20 protein-coding genes are annotated in these 14467 nt (G+C 49.0%); 7 read left to right on the forward strand and 13 right to left on the reverse strand.

All coding sequences use genetic code 11. From position 1 onward, the window contains the following. Positions 1–5 precede the first annotated feature (5 nt). Positions 6–299, forward strand: coding sequence for a hypothetical protein (locus GNE05_RS05770; RefSeq protein WP_003155144.1), 294 nt, complete (start codon positions 6–8; stop codon positions 297–299). A 43-nt stretch (positions 300–342) separates the two neighbouring features. Here GNE05_RS05770 and GNE05_RS05775 read toward each other — a convergent pair whose 3' ends face one another. The 7 genes from GNE05_RS05775 to GNE05_RS05805 all read right to left on the reverse strand — a co-directional run bounded on the left by GNE05_RS05775 (position 343) and on the right by GNE05_RS05805 (position 2697). Continuing rightward, positions 343–561: a spore germination protein gene (locus tag GNE05_RS05775; protein ID WP_003155143.1), complete on the reverse strand. Its 219-nt coding sequence runs from the start codon at positions 559–561 to the stop codon at positions 343–345. Between the two features lie 39 nt (positions 562–600). Beyond that, positions 601–996, reverse strand: a complete 396-nt coding sequence (locus GNE05_RS05780) for a spore germination protein GerPE (RefSeq protein ID WP_007610514.1) — start codon at positions 994–996, stop codon at positions 601–603. Further along, the gene (locus GNE05_RS05785) at positions 996–1172 is read right to left on the reverse strand and encodes a hypothetical protein (protein ID WP_003155141.1); all 177 of its coding nucleotides are present in this window, start codon (positions 1170–1172) and stop codon (positions 996–998) included. The genes GNE05_RS05780 and GNE05_RS05785 overlap by 1 nt, the downstream gene beginning before the upstream one ends. Continuing rightward, positions 1169–1786, reverse strand: coding sequence for a spore germination protein GerPC (locus GNE05_RS05790; protein WP_031378472.1), 618 nt, complete (start codon positions 1784–1786; stop codon positions 1169–1171). The genes GNE05_RS05785 and GNE05_RS05790 overlap by 4 nt, the downstream gene beginning before the upstream one ends. A gap of 35 nt (positions 1787–1821) precedes the next feature. Continuing rightward, positions 1822–2058, reverse strand: a complete 237-nt coding sequence (locus GNE05_RS05795; RefSeq protein ID WP_007409164.1) for a spore germination protein GerPB — start codon at positions 2056–2058, stop codon at positions 1822–1824. A 12-nt stretch (positions 2059–2070) separates the two neighbouring features. Then, positions 2071–2292, reverse strand: a complete 222-nt coding sequence (locus GNE05_RS05800; RefSeq protein WP_003155135.1) for a spore germination protein — start codon at positions 2290–2292, stop codon at positions 2071–2073. Positions 2293–2481: 189 nt separating this feature from the next. Next, entirely contained in the window at positions 2482–2697 is a 216-nt protein-coding gene (locus tag GNE05_RS05805; RefSeq protein WP_014417374.1) for an aspartyl-phosphate phosphatase Spo0E family protein, read from the reverse strand. A 217-nt stretch (positions 2698–2914) separates the two neighbouring features. Here GNE05_RS05805 and GNE05_RS05810 point away from each other — a divergent pair, with 217 nt between their 5' ends. After that, positions 2915–3820, forward strand: a complete 906-nt coding sequence (locus GNE05_RS05810; RefSeq protein ID WP_031378473.1) for a fumarylacetoacetate hydrolase family protein — start codon at positions 2915–2917, stop codon at positions 3818–3820. 93 nt (positions 3821–3913) lie between these two features. Continuing rightward, entirely contained in the window at positions 3914–4270 is a 357-nt protein-coding gene (locus GNE05_RS05815) for a YisL family protein (RefSeq protein WP_007409161.1), read from the forward strand. A 265-nt stretch (positions 4271–4535) separates the two neighbouring features. On the opposite strand, the gene GNE05_RS05820 is transcribed toward GNE05_RS05815, so the two are convergent. Continuing rightward, positions 4536–5078 carry a DUF2777 family protein gene (locus tag GNE05_RS05820; protein WP_236654838.1) on the reverse strand — a complete coding sequence of 181 codons (543 nt, stop codon included), beginning with the start codon at positions 5076–5078 and terminating at the stop codon, positions 4536–4538. Positions 5079–5253: 175 nt separating this feature from the next. On the opposite strand from GNE05_RS05820, the gene asnB reads away from it, so the two are divergent. Together asnB and GNE05_RS05830 are read left to right on the forward strand one after the other, a co-directional pair. Next, complete coding sequence (gene asnB / locus GNE05_RS05825) at positions 5254–7095, forward strand: asparagine synthase (glutamine-hydrolyzing) (RefSeq protein WP_085341871.1); 1842 nt, start codon at positions 5254–5256, stop codon at positions 7093–7095. 85 nt (positions 7096–7180) lie between these two features. After that, entirely contained in the window at positions 7181–7921 is a 741-nt protein-coding gene (locus tag GNE05_RS05830; protein WP_160182552.1) for a squalene/phytoene synthase family protein, read from the forward strand. Positions 7922–7955: 34 nt separating this feature from the next. Here GNE05_RS05830 and GNE05_RS05835 read toward each other — a convergent pair whose 3' ends face one another. Then, the gene (locus GNE05_RS05835; protein ID WP_003155121.1) at positions 7956–9323 is read right to left on the reverse strand and encodes an MATE family efflux transporter; all 1368 of its coding nucleotides are present in this window, start codon (positions 9321–9323) and stop codon (positions 7956–7958) included. Positions 9324–9445: 122 nt separating this feature from the next. Here GNE05_RS05835 and GNE05_RS05840 point away from each other — a divergent pair, with 122 nt between their 5' ends. Beyond that, entirely contained in the window at positions 9446–10309 is an 864-nt protein-coding gene (locus GNE05_RS05840; RefSeq protein ID WP_015239545.1) for an AraC family transcriptional regulator, read from the forward strand. A gap of 143 nt (positions 10310–10452) precedes the next feature. On the opposite strand, the gene GNE05_RS05845 is transcribed toward GNE05_RS05840, so the two are convergent. Continuing rightward, the gene (locus GNE05_RS05845; protein ID WP_015239546.1) at positions 10453–10947 is read right to left on the reverse strand and encodes a DinB family protein; all 495 of its coding nucleotides are present in this window, start codon (positions 10945–10947) and stop codon (positions 10453–10455) included. A 54-nt stretch (positions 10948–11001) separates the two neighbouring features. Beyond that, complete coding sequence (locus tag GNE05_RS05850) at positions 11002–11610, reverse strand: LysE/ArgO family amino acid transporter (protein WP_060562131.1); 609 nt, start codon at positions 11608–11610, stop codon at positions 11002–11004. Positions 11611–11735: 125 nt separating this feature from the next. Here GNE05_RS05850 and pdxR point away from each other — a divergent pair, with 125 nt between their 5' ends. Continuing rightward, positions 11736–13178: a MocR-like pyridoxine biosynthesis transcription factor PdxR gene (gene pdxR, locus GNE05_RS05855; protein ID WP_160182553.1), complete on the forward strand. Its 1443-nt coding sequence runs from the start codon at positions 11736–11738 to the stop codon at positions 13176–13178. Positions 13179–13185: 7 nt separating this feature from the next. Here pdxR and GNE05_RS05860 read toward each other — a convergent pair whose 3' ends face one another. Then, entirely contained in the window at positions 13186–13812 is a 627-nt protein-coding gene (locus GNE05_RS05860) for a pentapeptide repeat-containing protein (RefSeq protein ID WP_032871159.1), read from the reverse strand. Between the two features lie 197 nt (positions 13813–14009). After that, positions 14010–14450: a GNAT family N-acetyltransferase gene (locus GNE05_RS05865; RefSeq protein WP_007409151.1), complete on the reverse strand. Its 441-nt coding sequence runs from the start codon at positions 14448–14450 to the stop codon at positions 14010–14012. Positions 14451–14467 lie beyond the last annotated feature (17 nt).

Raw genomic sequence — 14467 nt, forward strand, 5'->3', positions numbered from 1 at the left:
GAATCATGGCCGATTCTGCCGAGGGCACATGTGAATTATGCGGCCGCCATCATGTGCGGCTGACGGAGCACCACTTAACGCCTAAGGAAGAAGGCGGGACATTCCTTCCGACCGCAATGCTCTGCATCCCTTGTCATAAACAGGTTCACGCGCTCTATACGAATCAGGAGCTTGCGGCAAGGCTCGCGGGAATAGAAGAGCTGCGACGTGACCCGAAACTTGCGCGGTTTGTGAAATGGATCAGAAAACAGCCGCCGGAAAAGCTTGTAAAAACAAAAAAAGCAAATGAACGAAAATAACGCTGAACCAAAAGCAGCCCTCTTCTGAAAGAGCGGCTGCTTTTTAGGCGTTTCCTACCACATTTTGATCGCTGACATCGGGGTCTATATAGTTTGTCGCATTGACAACGTTGTTTAATAACAGGAAATCTCCGGTATTGCCTGCTCCCGAACCGAGCGCAGATTTAGAAGAGCTTTTTGGAGAAAGGTAAAAGGAATCACCAAAGTTTACGACTCCGCCCGATATGGAATTGATAGCTATAGGTCCGGTAATTGCTGGCATAAACGACACCCTTTATAGAAGTCTCACCGTCATTATATGTCAGGGCTGCTGTGATTGTGAGCTTGGTGTGACAATCTGCCTAATATGTTTCAGGCGCGAATCTCCAAGAACGATCGACGTCGATCCGATTTGAACCACGGACGCTGACGATACCCCTTGAACTTTCACATTCCTTACCCGAATTGAAGGGTTTTCATGGCAGAATGCGCTTTGGACTCCCGTTTCCGGTAACGGCATGACGGCCGGCTGCCGAAAGATCTGGTATTCTTTTTTGTTAAATGAGCCTTCATCATCTCTGTATAAGGCAATAGTACGCTGATCGGCCAATACTTTGATCCGCATATTGATTTCATTCGTATCGCCTGCTTGAAAGACACTCGCAATCCCGACTGAATTGATTTTGGCGTTCCGGAGGCGTGAAATGCGCTTTAACATTATTCCGGCGCCAGCGGCACATAAGGCCCGATAATAAGAGATTCCGGAGGCGTGTCAAAGATGGAAGACAGATAGACGGAATCGGTGTCGCCGATTAATAATAAGGAAGAACTGGATACACCGGTAGACCGGATGTCGCCGACTTCAATATTCCGGTTAATCACTGTAAAAATCATGACGGATCATCACCTTTCATTTCACCAGGTATGTGCTTAATAAAGTGCTCGACGGCCCTGACAATATCACGCTTCACATGTTCGGCAATCTGCTCGGCATATTGCGCGGGCGCCGTATTTTCTTCTTTCGGGACATGGGACAGATAATACTGAATCCGGCTGTCCATCTGCTTTCTGATATCTTCAATAATATGATATTTGTTCGCTTCGTCCAGCCTGCTCTCATACTGAGTTTCGAGCTGTTCTAAAAGCGCGGGGATTTCTTCATTCAGGTACATATCGACGTTTTGACGGATTTGCTGCATTTGCTGGCCCGCCTGTTCCTGCTGCATCATTCCGACCTGCGGAGATGTCTGGCCGACCTCGAAGTTTTGCACGGCATTCGGATCAGTCGGATTCAATCCGATATTCAGCGTTCCTTCCAGCCGTTCAATTTTCAGCTGATCAAATTTATACTCGAGCCGATCGATTCTTGTAGAAGGCTGCTGCTTCAGCGTTGAAATTTCATTTTGGAATTCTTTCAGCTGCCGTTCGAGCTCCTGAATCTGCTGCGCCTGCTGCTGGACGAAAGAATTTAAATTCTGCAGGTAGGATGAAACGGATTGATCATACATGACATTCACCTCGCGTCTCGTTTCCTTCATTAAAACTACCGGCTTGGCGGCTGGAGCGGTACAAATGATGAGGTGCCGGGACCTCCCCCTGTTGTTACAGTCTGCTGCCCCGCGGTGACAGGCGGCGCCGGCTCAACATAACTCCCTGTATTGTACAGATTGGAAAGAGATTTAATTGAACCGGCGCTTCCGATTTGCAGTATGGAGGAATTGCTGACAGATTCTACACGCATGTAATTGATATGGATCGACTGATTGACGTAAAAATTCATACGGCGCCTCCTTTATGCGTTTCCTGCCATCGGCTGATCGATTACATCATTATCGTACACATTCGTTGAATTCCTGTAATTCGTCAGTGTGAGATTGTCTCCGGTATTGAAGCTGCCCGCGCCGGCAAATGTCTTAACCTCTGCTTTTGGAGAAATGGTGATGCAGTCGCCTATATGAACGACTCCGCTCGTACCGACGGCATTAATTTTAAACGCTCCGACAATTGCGGGCATACGAGCACATCCTTTTCGTGAAGATTTTCATGACTGCACTCCAGGAGCTTATCTGGGCTGCCTGCCTAAAATAGCTTATGACAAATGCACATTTTTGTGAGCGGAAAAAACTTTAGACGTAAAAACACCGGCGCTATACGCATGCCGGGCCTTATACATAAATGATACAGATTTATATACACATCACGTTTATGAGAAAGCCTCTTTTTTTCCTGCGGTGCGGCCGTGCTCAATCTGTACGGACGGGTTCAGCCCGCTGTCTTTCGTTTGTTGGATGAGCCCGCCCCGGCACCCGTTTAAAAGGCTGTCCAGCTCCTGGCTGCACCTGATGGTCTCCGTCGCATTGATTCCGAATTTTTGCGCTGTCTCGAATAAAGTTAATCTTTTTTCTTCAATTTTGTTCATCGTGTGATCTCCAATTCTCGATTATTTTGGAAAACATAGGATGATAATAGTATAACCCATTTTGTCCAAGAAGGTTTTATTTCGTCAATATGACTAAAAAAGTGACAATTTTTGATACTCTTTTACACTTATTTTCAGCCTGTTTAAAAGAGGAATTTCCCGCCTGGAGGAAGAATACATAAAGGAATGCCAGATTTAAAAATGATGGGGGATTAACATGAAATTTGCGACAGGGGAACTGAACAGCCGAACATTTGTCGGTCTGATCATTGATGATGACAAAATCTTAGATCTGCAAAAGGCTGAAAAAAAATTGTTTGAACTTGAGACGATTCCGGGTTCGCTGATCGAGTGCATTCAAAAAGGAGATAAGTTTGTCGCGCATGCCGGACAGCTTGCGGAATGGGCGAAAAAACCGAATGACGAGTCGGGTTCATTTATGTATGCGCTGTCTGACGTAAAGCTTTGCGCGCCTATTCCGAGACCTTCAAAGAACGTGATCTGCATCGGGAAAAACTATCGTGATCATGCCGTTGAAATGGGGAGTGAGGCTGATATACCGGAGCATCCCATGGTTTTTACGAAAGCCCCCGCTGCCGTTACAGGACACGGAGAAACAGTGGACAGCCACTTGGACGTAACGGAGCAGCTTGATTATGAAGGGGAGCTTGCGGTAATCATATCAAAAAGCGGATCGCACATCTCCAAAGAACATGCGCTTGATCATATATTCGGCTATACAATTGTAAATGATATAACAGCGCGCGATCTGCAGAAAAAACATAAACAGTTTTTTATCGGCAAAAGCCTCGATACGACATGCCCGATGGGCCCGGTCATTGTACATAAGTCGGCCGTCAGTGATCCGCAAAGCCTGAAAGTTGAAACGCGGGTGAACGGAGAACTGCGCCAATCAGGATCAACGGGTGACATGATTTTTCCGATAGCTGAATTAATCGAAACGCTGTCAAAAGGAATGACGCTTGAAGCCGGTGATATTATAGCGACGGGGACGCCGTCCGGTGTCGGAAAAGGGTTTAAGCCGCCGAAATTTTTAAAGCCGGGGGACCGCATTGACATTACAATTGAACCGATCGGCACGCTGTCGAACCAAATCGGATAATTGTGTGTCTTTCGCACGATTGATAATGCTCCGATCGGCTTGTTGTGGTACCATAAGTGAGGCAGATTGATCTGATAGGGGGAATTGAACATAATGACACATTGGCATATTACTTCATGGGTCGTTGCGCTTATCCTGGTGTTTGTCAGCTACGGGCTGTACGGTTCCGGAAAAGCGAAGGGCGCAAAAATTACGCATATGATTCTGCGCTTATTCTACATTATTATTATTCTGACCGGAGCTGAGCTTTTCGTCCGTTTTGCGAATTGGAACGGAGAGTACGCCGGAAAAATGCTGCTCGGCATCATTACCATCGGACTGATGGAAATGCTCGTCATCCGCAAGAAAAAAGGCAAATCAACCGGCGGACTGTGGATCGGTTTTATTATCGTGCTCGTCCTGACGGTGCTGCTCGGCCTTCACTTGCCGATCGGCTTTCACGTATTTTAATCAATCGCTTGAAAAACCCGGATACATCCGGGTTTTTTTAGTTGCGCAAAATGTATAAGCGACTGTGCCGCTGAATGAGAAATGCCGTGACAGGGGGATGTTGATGAGGCGAAGGAGATTTGCAGGATGCCAAAAGCGCCAATCACTCTTGCTACCGCAAAAGCTACGGCTGTGAAGGGTCAAAGCAAACGCCGGGCGTCAATCAGCGTGAAAAACAAAGCTAAATACATCAGGCGGCACCTATTTAAAAGGTGCCGCCTGTTTGTTACGCGGTGCCGTCTTGTCTTGCCGCTGAATACATAATGGAGCGCCGCCCGTCAGATGCCGTCCATTCAAATCTGTCGTGTTTACCCGAGCTGCCGCGGTGATGCTGCAGGGCGCATTGTGCGTCATCCGCCGAGAAGTGATAAAACGAAACGCCTTCACCGGAAAACAGCGCCTGATTGTAGGAAAATACGCAATCATATACAGACAGGCCGAACCCGTGAAGATGGCTGAGAAACAGCAGAAACGTTTCATCGTCCAGCGAATCGAGCAAGGTTAACAGCGGCCGTTTGACCGCCTTTTCATAACGGATTTCTTCCCCGCCGAGCAGGGCGATGGTGTCTGCGCCGATTTCGGCCGCACCGCCGCAAATCCGTGCCGGCTGCCATCTGCCCTCGCGTTTCATCAATACGTCTGCGTTTCCTAGACTGTCTGCCAGCAGGATATCGCCTTCATCGTTTTCGACGAGGCAGATGCCGTCCTCTATCATCAGGGTGCCGCGACCCCATTTGTTTTTTTCTGAGAAAAGCTGTTTTCGTTTCATAACCGTGCCGGTCTCCTTTGTTTGTTTCTTCTCTTCCGTTCTTTCCAAATCGGGCTTGTCTCATACAACTCTTAGTGGGACAAATCAACTATCTGCGTTTCTTTGCATAAACTGGGTAAAGTGCTGATAGAAACGAATTTGATACCGACAGAAACGGGATTGGAGCTGATATCACATGTGTGGAATTGCGGGTTGGGTCGATTTTCAAAAGCAGCTCGTCCAAGAGAAACATATTATGAACAATATGATAGACACTCTTTCAAAACGAGGGCCTGATGATTCAAACGTCTGGGGAGAGCCCCATGTTTTATTCGGACATAAAAGACTTTCGGTCGTTGACATTGAAGGCGGCCGCCAGCCGATGGCCTGCACGCATCAAGAGGAAACGTACACCATCATTTATAATGGCGAGCTGTATAACACGGAGGAATTGCGGAAGGAGCTTCAGGCGAGGGGCCACCGTTTTGAGAGGACCTCTGATACAGAAGTGCTGCTGCACAGCTATATTGAGTGGCGGGAGGAGTGCGTGGACCGCTTGAACGGTATTTTCGCTTTTGCCATCTGGGATGAAAAGCGCAAGCGGCTGTTCGGGGCAAGAGACCGGCTCGGCGTCAAACCGTTTTTTTATAAAGAACACGGCTCTTCCTTTCTGTTTGGGTCGGAATTGAAAGCCATCCTTGCTCATCCTGATGTGAAAGCCCGCACAGACAGCGGCGGACTTGCGGAAGTATTCGGACTCGGGCCGTCCAGAACTCCGGGCTGCGGGGTGTTTAAAGGAATTCACGAGGTGCGTCCCGCCCATGCGTTCACTTTCTCAAAGGACGGTTTGTCCATATGGCGCTATTGGAATGTAAAGAGCGAAAAGCATACAGACAGCTTCGATGAAACCGCGGCTCACATTCGGTACTTATTTCAGGATGCAGTGACACGCCAGCTCGTATCTGACGTGCCGGTTTGCACGTTTTTATCAGGGGGGCTTGATTCGAGCGCGATAACCGCGATAGCCGCCGCTCATTTTGAGAAACAAGGCAGAGATCCCCTTCATACTTATTCAATTGATTATGAGGAGAACAGCAAATTTTTTAAAGCGAGCGCCTTTCAGCCGAATGATGACGGCCCGTGGATCGATAAAATGACAAATGCATTCGGCACACAGCATCATAAGTGCGTGATTACGCAGGATCAGCTGGTTGAACATCTGGAGGAATCCGTTCTCGTCAGAGACCTGCCGGGCATGGCTGATGTTGATTCCTCGCTATTATGGTTCTGCCGGGAAATTAAAAAAGATTTTGTCGTGAGCCTTTCCGGAGAATGTGCGGACGAAATTTTCGGCGGATATCCGTGGTTTCACACCGCGGCAGAAGAAGACGGATTTCCTTGGATGAGGTCGACTGAGGAGAGGATCACGCTCTTGGATGAAAAGTGGCAAAAACGGCTGAATCTTAGAGAATACGTGAATGCGAGATATGAAGAAACCATTGCGGAAACGCCGCTGTTAGACGGTGAGACGGGAACAGATAAAGCGAGACGGCAGCTGTTCTACTTAAATATGCTTTGGTTTATGACAAATCTGCTCGACCGCAAAGACCGCATGAGCATGGGCGCAAGTCTTGAAGTACGGGTGCCGTTCGCTGACCACAGACTTGTGGAATACGTTTGGAATATTCCTTGGGAAATGAAAATGCATGGCAACCGGGAAAAAGGCATCTTGCGGAAAGCGCTTGAAGGACTGCTTCCTGAAGATATTTTGTACCGCAAAAAAAGCCCTTATCCGAAAACGCATCACCCGAAATACACGCAGGGGGTCACAGAATGGCTGAAAACGATTTTACAACAGAAAGATTCCGTGCTTCACACCCTGCTTGACAGAAAGAAGCTGGAAATGCTGCTGGAGACAGAAGGTTCATCTTTTCAGGTTCCGTGGTTCGGCCAGCTGATGAAAGGCCCGCAGCTGATCGCCCATCTTGCCCAGATCCATACATGGTTTGAGGCGTACCGTATCGATATAGAAGAATAACAGTGCCGCGACCGGTTTCCGCTGAAGGATATCGGTCTTTTTATTGTGAAACATATGGTACACTAAAAAACAGAGGAGTGATACCATGACCGAATACGAAACATGCGCCCAGCTTGCCGAGGCGCACTTTCCTTTATATAAACGGACTTTCTCATCCCTGCCGCCAAAAAACAGGCGGGCCGCATGGGCGGTGCTTGCTTTGTTTCACGAAGCTGACCGGCTTGATGTGCAGGAACTTGGAGGATTTGAACAGGCGGCACAAGACTTTCTGAACGGGTCCCGCGCCGACGGCTTTTTGTGGGAGGCGCTCGCCGATGTGCGGCAGCAATTTGCGCTTGAAGAAGAGCCGTTACGTGAGTTTATCGCCGGCCAAATCTCTGACAGAGAAAAAGTAACGTATCAAGAGTTTGATGACCTGCTGATGTACGCGGGCCAAACAGGCGGAGCCCTCGGCCTGCTTCTGCTGCCGGTTTGCGCGCGCCGGAACCAAGGGAAACTCCGCCATGCAGCCGTTTCATTAGGAGCAGCCATTCAGCTGACCCGGGTGCTTCTGGAGGTCCATACGGACGAGCGGGCGAAAAAGCGTCTCCCGCGCCAGGTGATGAAGCAATTCGGCTATACGGAAGAAGAGCTGGAGAGCCATACCGTCAACAAAGCTTTTATGAATGTATGGGAGTACATCGCATTCGAGGCCGAGGCGTATTTCGAGGAGGCGTCTGAAGAGCTGGAGCTGTTTCCGTTATACTCAAGGCCCGCCGTTACCGGTTTAGCGGCACATTACCGGTCAGAGCTCGGTGACATGAGACAACGGCTTTCACAAGCATAAAAAAACGCCCGGCTTCATAACGAAGCCAGGGCGTCTATGCAATCCCTTTTTGAATCCAAATCCGCGACCGCCATCTTCTGTACATAAGAATGCCTCTGACCCATTCATCCGCGATAAATGAAATCCAGATGCCCATAAGCCCTAATCCGAAATGGATGCCGAACAGATAAGCGAGCGGCAGTCCGATACCCCACATGGAAATCATCGCCATGTAGACGGGGAATTTTGCATCTCCGGCAGCCCGCAGCGAGTTGATGATAATGACATTGAATGAACGCCCGGGCTCAAGAATGATCGTCATGGCGATCAGCATGCTCGCCGTCGCAATAATGTCAGGGCTGCTTGTGAAAATTCCGATCAGCTGCTTTGAAAACAAAGTCATGATCACTGATGTCAAAGCGGCAATGCCAAGCGCCCAGTACAGACTTTTCATGCAGCGGTCATAAGCGTCGTCAAACCGTTTGGCGCCGATATATCTGCCGATCAAAATCTGTGTACCCTGGCTGATCGCCGTTCCGAACAGCAGGATAAACATGGTGATGTTTTGTGTATAAACCTTTGTTGTAAGCGCCTGAGCGCCCATAATGGCGATAAAATAAGTGACAACCATTTGCGAAATATTGTAAGACAGCTGTTCGCCGGCAGACGGAATCCCGATTTTCAGGAGTTTCCGCAAGTGCTCTTTATGGACGTGAAAAATCTTTTGCCATGTTAGACCGAGTCCGATGCGTTTTTTGACGATCACAATCATCGCGATCAGCCCGATGATCCGCGCGAAGGACGTTGACATCGCAACACCGGCGACGCCTAACACCGGAAGGCCGAGCGGCCCGAAAATGACAAGAAAGTTTCCGGCAATATTTAAAATATTCATCCCGATCGTAACGAACATCGTATCCTTCGTATGACCGTAGCTTTTTAAAATGGCGCTGAACGTCATAATCAAAGCCTGAATGAAGGACAGCCCGCCGACCACCTGCAAAAAGACTTTGGCATCCGGCATCAATTCATTGGAAAGACCCATCACATGAAGCAGCGGAACGGCCGCAAAAAATATGGCGGCGCTGATGGCGAGACTGATGACAAAGTTCGCTCCTATTGATACATAAGCCACTTCCTGCGCCTCTTTTTTCTGTTTAGATCCTAAAAACTGTGAAATCACAATTGTCGTACCCGTTGCGATAAAGCTGAACATCACGATAATTAAATTTAAAATCTGATTGCTGACACCCACGGCCGCCACACTGTTGTCAGAGTATTGGCTAAGCATAAGAGTGTCGGCGTTTCCCATAAACATATATAATGAAACCTCAATAAATATCGGCCAAGTCAGCGCGTATAATGAGAGTTTGTGATCAGAGGATTGTTTGAACGCAGCCCGTTTTAAAATCGCTTGTTTCATTTCTTTTAACCCCTTTCCTGACAAAATCAACGTTTAAAAGTGTACCTCCATTTTCTTATAATAAAAAGGGAGAGAAACGAAACTTCTTGCAAAAATCCGACTTAAAAAGGAGGGCCGAAAATATGTCCTTTCTCGAGTTCACAGTTCCTCCGTTCCCGGTCTTTATCGCTGCGGGAGAAGGAGTATTCAAAAAAGGCGAAACCCATGTGAGACGGGTCTTCCCGGTGTTTGATCTGCTGTATGTGAAAGAAGGCGTCCTCTACATTACAGAAGACGAAAACGCCTTTTCCGTTGAAGCCGGAGAATATATTCTGCTTTCTCCCGGCCTTGAACATTACGGGACAAAAGGCAGTGAAGAAACGACATCCTATTCGTGGCTTCATTTTGAGGGAGCGGCTTATGAGATGGCGGAAACAACCGGGAACAACTGGTCGGAGCTGAGGCGAAAAAAAGGGAGCTTTGAAGAGCCGTCCCGCTACCGCCTGTCCCTGCCGCAAAAAGGGAAGGTGAGACGCCCGCAGTTTATGGCCGGGCAATTCAGTGTGCTGACAGATGACAGCGCCGAGAATTCCGACCTGCCGCTCAGAAAGCAGATTCTGTTTGAAGAGCTGCTGCTCCATCTTCAGAAAGAAGCGTTCCAAATCCCGTCCGCAAAGGAAAGAGTCGCATGGGAGGCCGCCCGGTACCTGCAGGAGCACTATCAGGAGAAAACAACCATTAAAGCGCTCTCTTCGGCTCTTCATTACAACCAAGACTACGTGACCCGCTGCATGCAGCAGGTGCTCGGCGTCACGCCCGGCCAGTATACGAACAAAGTCAGAATGACGGAGGCGAAACGTCTTTTGTCCGCAACCAATGACAAAATGGGGGCGATCGCGGACGCCATCGGTATGGAGGACCCAACCTATTTTTCCAAACTGTTTAAACAGATTGAAGGCATTTCGCCGCTTGAGTACCGCAAATTCGTAAGCCGGAAAACGGACTGACCTAAAACCAGAGAACAAAAGAGGGATCAGTAAGCATGGAAATGACAATTTACGATGTGGCCGAAAAAGCGGGCGTCTCCGGCTATATCGGATTATGATAGATTCGAAGTAAAAAAGCAAAGGCCCGGGAGGCCTTTGCTTTTTTATGATTCGTATGAGAAAAAAATGTAGTCAGTCGGCACGCCTTTATAGCCCATTTGGTGAAGCATCGCGGTGATATTGCCGCGATGGTATGTGCCGTGATTCACAACATGCCGGATCACATCGGCATATGTCGTCTGAAGCGTCCCCAGGCGCGGATGAGAAATAGAGATCGGACCTTCCGGGTTCTCCATTTCTTTTAAAAATTCGCTGAATTCTTTGTCCAGTTCAGTCATTCTATGTTCAATCGCCTCAAAATCTCCGTCAAGCTTTTCAAATTGATCAAACTGCGAGACGATTTGTTCGAAAGTTTCTCCGTAAAGCACGTGAAGCCAAATGTAATCAGCCCGGTATATATGCACAAGCACGGCGTTCACAGTCGGAAAAACACTTTTCAGTTTCTGCTGTAAGCTGACCGCGGGCAGCGTCTTCAGATGCTGAATAACTTGCTCATTTGCCCATCTGTGGTAGTGATACAGCTTTAAAATGTCTGACATTCCAATTCCCCCTCTTCCTTCCGGTACATTCAACATGGCCTGGCCGAATTCCTTTTATCGAAACAAAAGCGCAGCAAAATAAAAAGCAGCACCCCACATCACCAATGCCGAGCATTTATTCAGGATGCCGAGGAGCCGGCCTCCTGTATCCGCCGTTTGGACGAGCCGTCCCGCGAATGCCAGTCCGGCGAACCATACCCAGGAAACCGCGATACAAGCACCGGCAAACAGCCATTTATCAATTCCCGGATAGGCGGCGGAGCTTGTGCCGATGACACTGACGGTATCCAAAATCGCATGCGGGTTCAAAAGGGATACCATGGCGGCCGTGACCGCCTGTTTTTTTGCCGTGAAAACCGTTTTTCTCGCCTGTTCGGCCTGCGGTTTGCTTCTCCAAGTCTGCCAGCCTAAAAAACTGAGAAACAAAAAGCCGCCTATAAGCATGACGGTCTGAAAAACGGGAATCTCTGCAATAATCATTGACACGCCTGCGACCGCCGCGCTGATGAGAATCGTATCGCATACCGCGGCGGCAATCACTGCGGGAAACGCCTGCCACACATGTTTTTGCCAGGCTCCCTGCTGAAAAATAAACACGTTTTGCGCGCCCAATGGCAAAATAAGGCCGAAAGCGAGCATCACTCCGTGAAGAATGGCATTCATATCGTAAAACCCTCCAATCGTCAACTAAATCTCATTGTAGCCGCACTGTGTGCTGATGTCTCCGGCCATTTGGCTGGTACTTAAACCAGCCAAATGTATAATAAATAAAGAAGGAGGGATGACGTATGAACAGCTGGCGTCCGGATCGGGTGTCGCACATACCGCTTTATCTCCAGATCGAACAGCATATAAAAGAAAAAATACTTCATGGCGAATGGACCATTGGCACGAAAATTCCCTCACAAAGAAAGCTCGCTGAGGAGCTTCAGGTCAACCGAAGCACAGTGACGGTAGCAGTTGATGAGTTAATCGCCCAAGGTCTTCTGGAAGGAAAAAGAGGGGGAGGCACAAAGGTCGTCAACAATACGTGGAGAATCATGGCAGCGGCTAAGCCCCTTGATTGGAGCACATACGTTACATCGGGGAGTCATCAGCCGAATTCATCCTTGATTCAGGCCATTAATCAAAATGAGCCGCGTCCGGATCTGATCAGGCTGGGGACGGGTGAACTGAGTCAAAAGCTGCTGCCTGAGCAGGAGATGGCCGAACTGTTCCGTGAAGCGGGAACTAACATTTTTGCGCTCGGCTATGAAGAACCGAAGGGCAGCCTGCAGCTTCGGCAAAGCGTCGCGGAACATTTGAAAACAAAGGGGATTCACGCGTCCCCGGCATCCATCGTAATCGTCTCAGGCGCGCTGCAGGCGCTTCAGCTCATTTCAATCGGGCTGCTAAAACCAAACTCCGTCATGCTGACTGAAAACCCGTCGTATCTCCATTCCCTGCGTGTGTTTCAATCAGCGGGCGTCAGGCTTAAGGGAGTGCCGATGGATGGGAGCGGAATCAAAACGGATCATCTTCCCGCTTACCGGCGGCAATACGAAGCAGGGCTGCTGTACACCATTCCGTCATTCCATAATCCGACCGGAACGGTAATGTCACTTAAGCGGAGGAAGGAACTCATCGCGCTCGCAAGAAATCACCGCCTGCCTGTCATTGAAGATGACGCATACGGTGATTTATGGATCGATAAAGAACCGCCGCCTCCGTTAAAATCCATGGACGGTGAGGGGAATGTGCTGTATATCGGCACGCTGTCAAAAACCGTAAGCCCGGGTCTGCGCATCGGATGGGTCGTCGCCCCTGAGCCGGTTGCAGACAGGCTCGCCGATATTAAAATGCAGACGGATTACGGCTCCAGTGCTTTATCTCAATGGGCGGCATGTCAATGGCTGTCAAGCGGCCGCTATGAAGCGCGCCTTTTGCGTCTCAGAAAGGAACTCAAAATCAGAAGAGATGCGGCATTGCGTTCTCTTGAAAGATACGCGGGAGATATTGCGGAGTGGCGTGTGCCGGAGGGGGGCTTTTATATTTGGGTCACTTTTCATCAAGCAATCGCCGTTCAGACGCTTTTCACCCGTGCCTTGGAGGCCGGCGTGCTGATCAATCCGGGAGCACTCTATCTTCCCGAAGACCGGCAAAGCCTGCGTCTTTCCTATTCATACGCATCCTTACCGGACTTGGAAAAAGGCATTCAAACGATAGCGGACATCGCCCGCCGTTTCGTTTGATAAAAGATCACGTCACAATGGCTCCGAGCGCTTCTGCGAATGTAACGGCATGCGCCGGAGAGATGCGGCATCCTTTCAGCTTCTCAAGTGAGACGTGCAGATGATCAAATGTGCACGTGCTGATATCCATATTAAAAAGAGACGTGCCGATGAAGTTTGCGCCGTTCAAATCACAGGCGTCAAGATCTGTGTATTCAAGAACGGCATCATTCCACTCGCTTTCTGTAAGAGCGCACGTGTCAAACCGGACATGCTTCATATTGGAATAGCTGAAGGAGCTGTAATTTGCGAGGCAGTCTTCAAACCGTACATGACGCATGGCGGAATCCGCCAGATTCAAGCCGAGAAGTTTTGAATGCTGAAACGCCGTTCTATGGATGATGCTTCCGCTGAAATCAGCGTTTGAGACATCACATTTGTCAAACAGGACATCCGTACATTCCATATGTCTGAAAGAGACATCCGTAAAAACGGTGTTTCTGAAAATGACTTTTTCGGCGCGCAGGCCGTCCAGTTTGCTGTTTACGACGGCGTTTTCTATGACGACTTCTTTTATGAGGTCGTCCTGAAGCGCTTCTGTGAAAGAAAGCACCGGCAATTCTTTCGGGATTTTCGGTTTTTGGATCGTATTCATCTCATACTTCCTTTTCTGAATTAATAGCTGAAAACGGCAATTGACAGATATCGTTTTCTGCCTGCCATCCTTGCTGTTGTGTAATGTACAAAGGGTATTAAAAAAGCGGGAGGGCGTCAATAGTACCGCATATAAAAGCAGACGTGACATTCAAGGTAATGCCCTTAGAGACATGTCCCCAAGGGCTTTAGTCTGTTTCAGGCGAGTTCTTTATACATGATCACATGCGGGCCGATGCCGGGTATGTCAAAGGGGCTGCCCGTGCTTTTCCAGCCGAGCTTTTCGTAATATCCCTTTACGTGACATCTGGCGTTGCACCAGACAAGCGCCGCCCCCATATCTGCCAGTTTTCGTTCTGCATAGGCGATTAACGTGCTTCCCGCTTTTTGCGTCCGGTATTCCTCAAGCGTCGCCATGCCGCGCAGCTGGTAGGCGGGCGCTGCCTGTAAAGCCTGCTGGTTCTGCGGGTAGAAAGAAGCGATGCTGATCAATGTCCCGTCGTAAAAACCTCCGAGATGAAAGGCTCCTTTGACGCTGTCCTGATCATATTTACAATCCTCAATCGTCTGATGGGGGCGCAGCACGCTGTGTCTGATCGCGTACGTGTCTTCTGCGGTGATGGGTTTTACTTCAACCATGAAAAAATCCTCCTTTG

The organism is Bacillus sp. AM1(2019) (assembly GCF_009906915.1).
GTDB lineage: Bacteria > Bacillota > Bacilli > Bacillales > Bacillaceae > Bacillus > Bacillus velezensis.

Excerpts from the sequence above, each read along its gene's own strand:
- GNE05_RS05770 (WP_003155144.1), top strand. The coding sequence starts at position 6 with ATGGCCGATTCTGCCGAGGGCACATGTGAATTATGCGGCCGCCATCAT.
- GNE05_RS05775 (WP_003155143.1), bottom strand. The coding sequence starts at position 561 with ATGCCAGCAATTACCGGACCTATAGCTATCAATTCCATATCGGGCGGA.
- GNE05_RS05780 (WP_007610514.1), bottom strand. The coding sequence starts at position 996 with ATGTTAAAGCGCATTTCACGCCTCCGGAACGCCAAAATCAATTCAGTC.
- GNE05_RS05785 (WP_003155141.1), bottom strand. The coding sequence starts at position 1,172 with ATGATTTTTACAGTGATTAACCGGAATATTGAAGTCGGCGACATCCGG.
- GNE05_RS05790 (WP_031378472.1), bottom strand. The coding sequence starts at position 1,786 with ATGTATGATCAATCCGTTTCATCCTACCTGCAGAATTTAAATTCTTTC.
- GNE05_RS05795 (WP_007409164.1), bottom strand. The coding sequence starts at position 2,058 with ATGAATTTTTACGTCAATCAGTCGATCCATATCAATTACATGCGTGTA.
- GNE05_RS05800 (WP_003155135.1), bottom strand. The coding sequence starts at position 2,292 with ATGCCCGCAATTGTCGGAGCGTTTAAAATTAATGCCGTCGGTACGAGC.
- GNE05_RS05805 (WP_014417374.1), bottom strand. The coding sequence starts at position 2,697 with ATGAACAAAATTGAAGAAAAAAGATTAACTTTATTCGAGACAGCGCAA.
- GNE05_RS05810 (WP_031378473.1), top strand. The coding sequence starts at position 2,915 with ATGAAATTTGCGACAGGGGAACTGAACAGCCGAACATTTGTCGGTCTG.
- GNE05_RS05815 (WP_007409161.1), top strand. The coding sequence starts at position 3,914 with ATGACACATTGGCATATTACTTCATGGGTCGTTGCGCTTATCCTGGTG.
- GNE05_RS05820 (WP_236654838.1), bottom strand. The coding sequence starts at position 5,078 with ATGAAACGAAAACAGCTTTTCTCAGAAAAAAACAAATGGGGTCGCGGC.
- asnB (WP_085341871.1), top strand. The coding sequence starts at position 5,254 with ATGTGTGGAATTGCGGGTTGGGTCGATTTTCAAAAGCAGCTCGTCCAA.
- GNE05_RS05830 (WP_160182552.1), top strand. The coding sequence starts at position 7,181 with ATGACCGAATACGAAACATGCGCCCAGCTTGCCGAGGCGCACTTTCCT.
- GNE05_RS05835 (WP_003155121.1), bottom strand. The coding sequence starts at position 9,323 with ATGAAACAAGCGATTTTAAAACGGGCTGCGTTCAAACAATCCTCTGAT.
- GNE05_RS05840 (WP_015239545.1), top strand. The coding sequence starts at position 9,446 with ATGTCCTTTCTCGAGTTCACAGTTCCTCCGTTCCCGGTCTTTATCGCT.
- GNE05_RS05845 (WP_015239546.1), bottom strand. The coding sequence starts at position 10,947 with ATGTCAGACATTTTAAAGCTGTATCACTACCACAGATGGGCAAATGAG.
- GNE05_RS05850 (WP_060562131.1), bottom strand. The coding sequence starts at position 11,610 with ATGAATGCCATTCTTCACGGAGTGATGCTCGCTTTCGGCCTTATTTTG.
- pdxR (WP_160182553.1), top strand. The coding sequence starts at position 11,736 with ATGAACAGCTGGCGTCCGGATCGGGTGTCGCACATACCGCTTTATCTC.
- GNE05_RS05860 (WP_032871159.1), bottom strand. The coding sequence starts at position 13,812 with ATGAATACGATCCAAAAACCGAAAATCCCGAAAGAATTGCCGGTGCTT.
- GNE05_RS05865 (WP_007409151.1), bottom strand. The coding sequence starts at position 14,450 with ATGGTTGAAGTAAAACCCATCACCGCAGAAGACACGTACGCGATCAGA.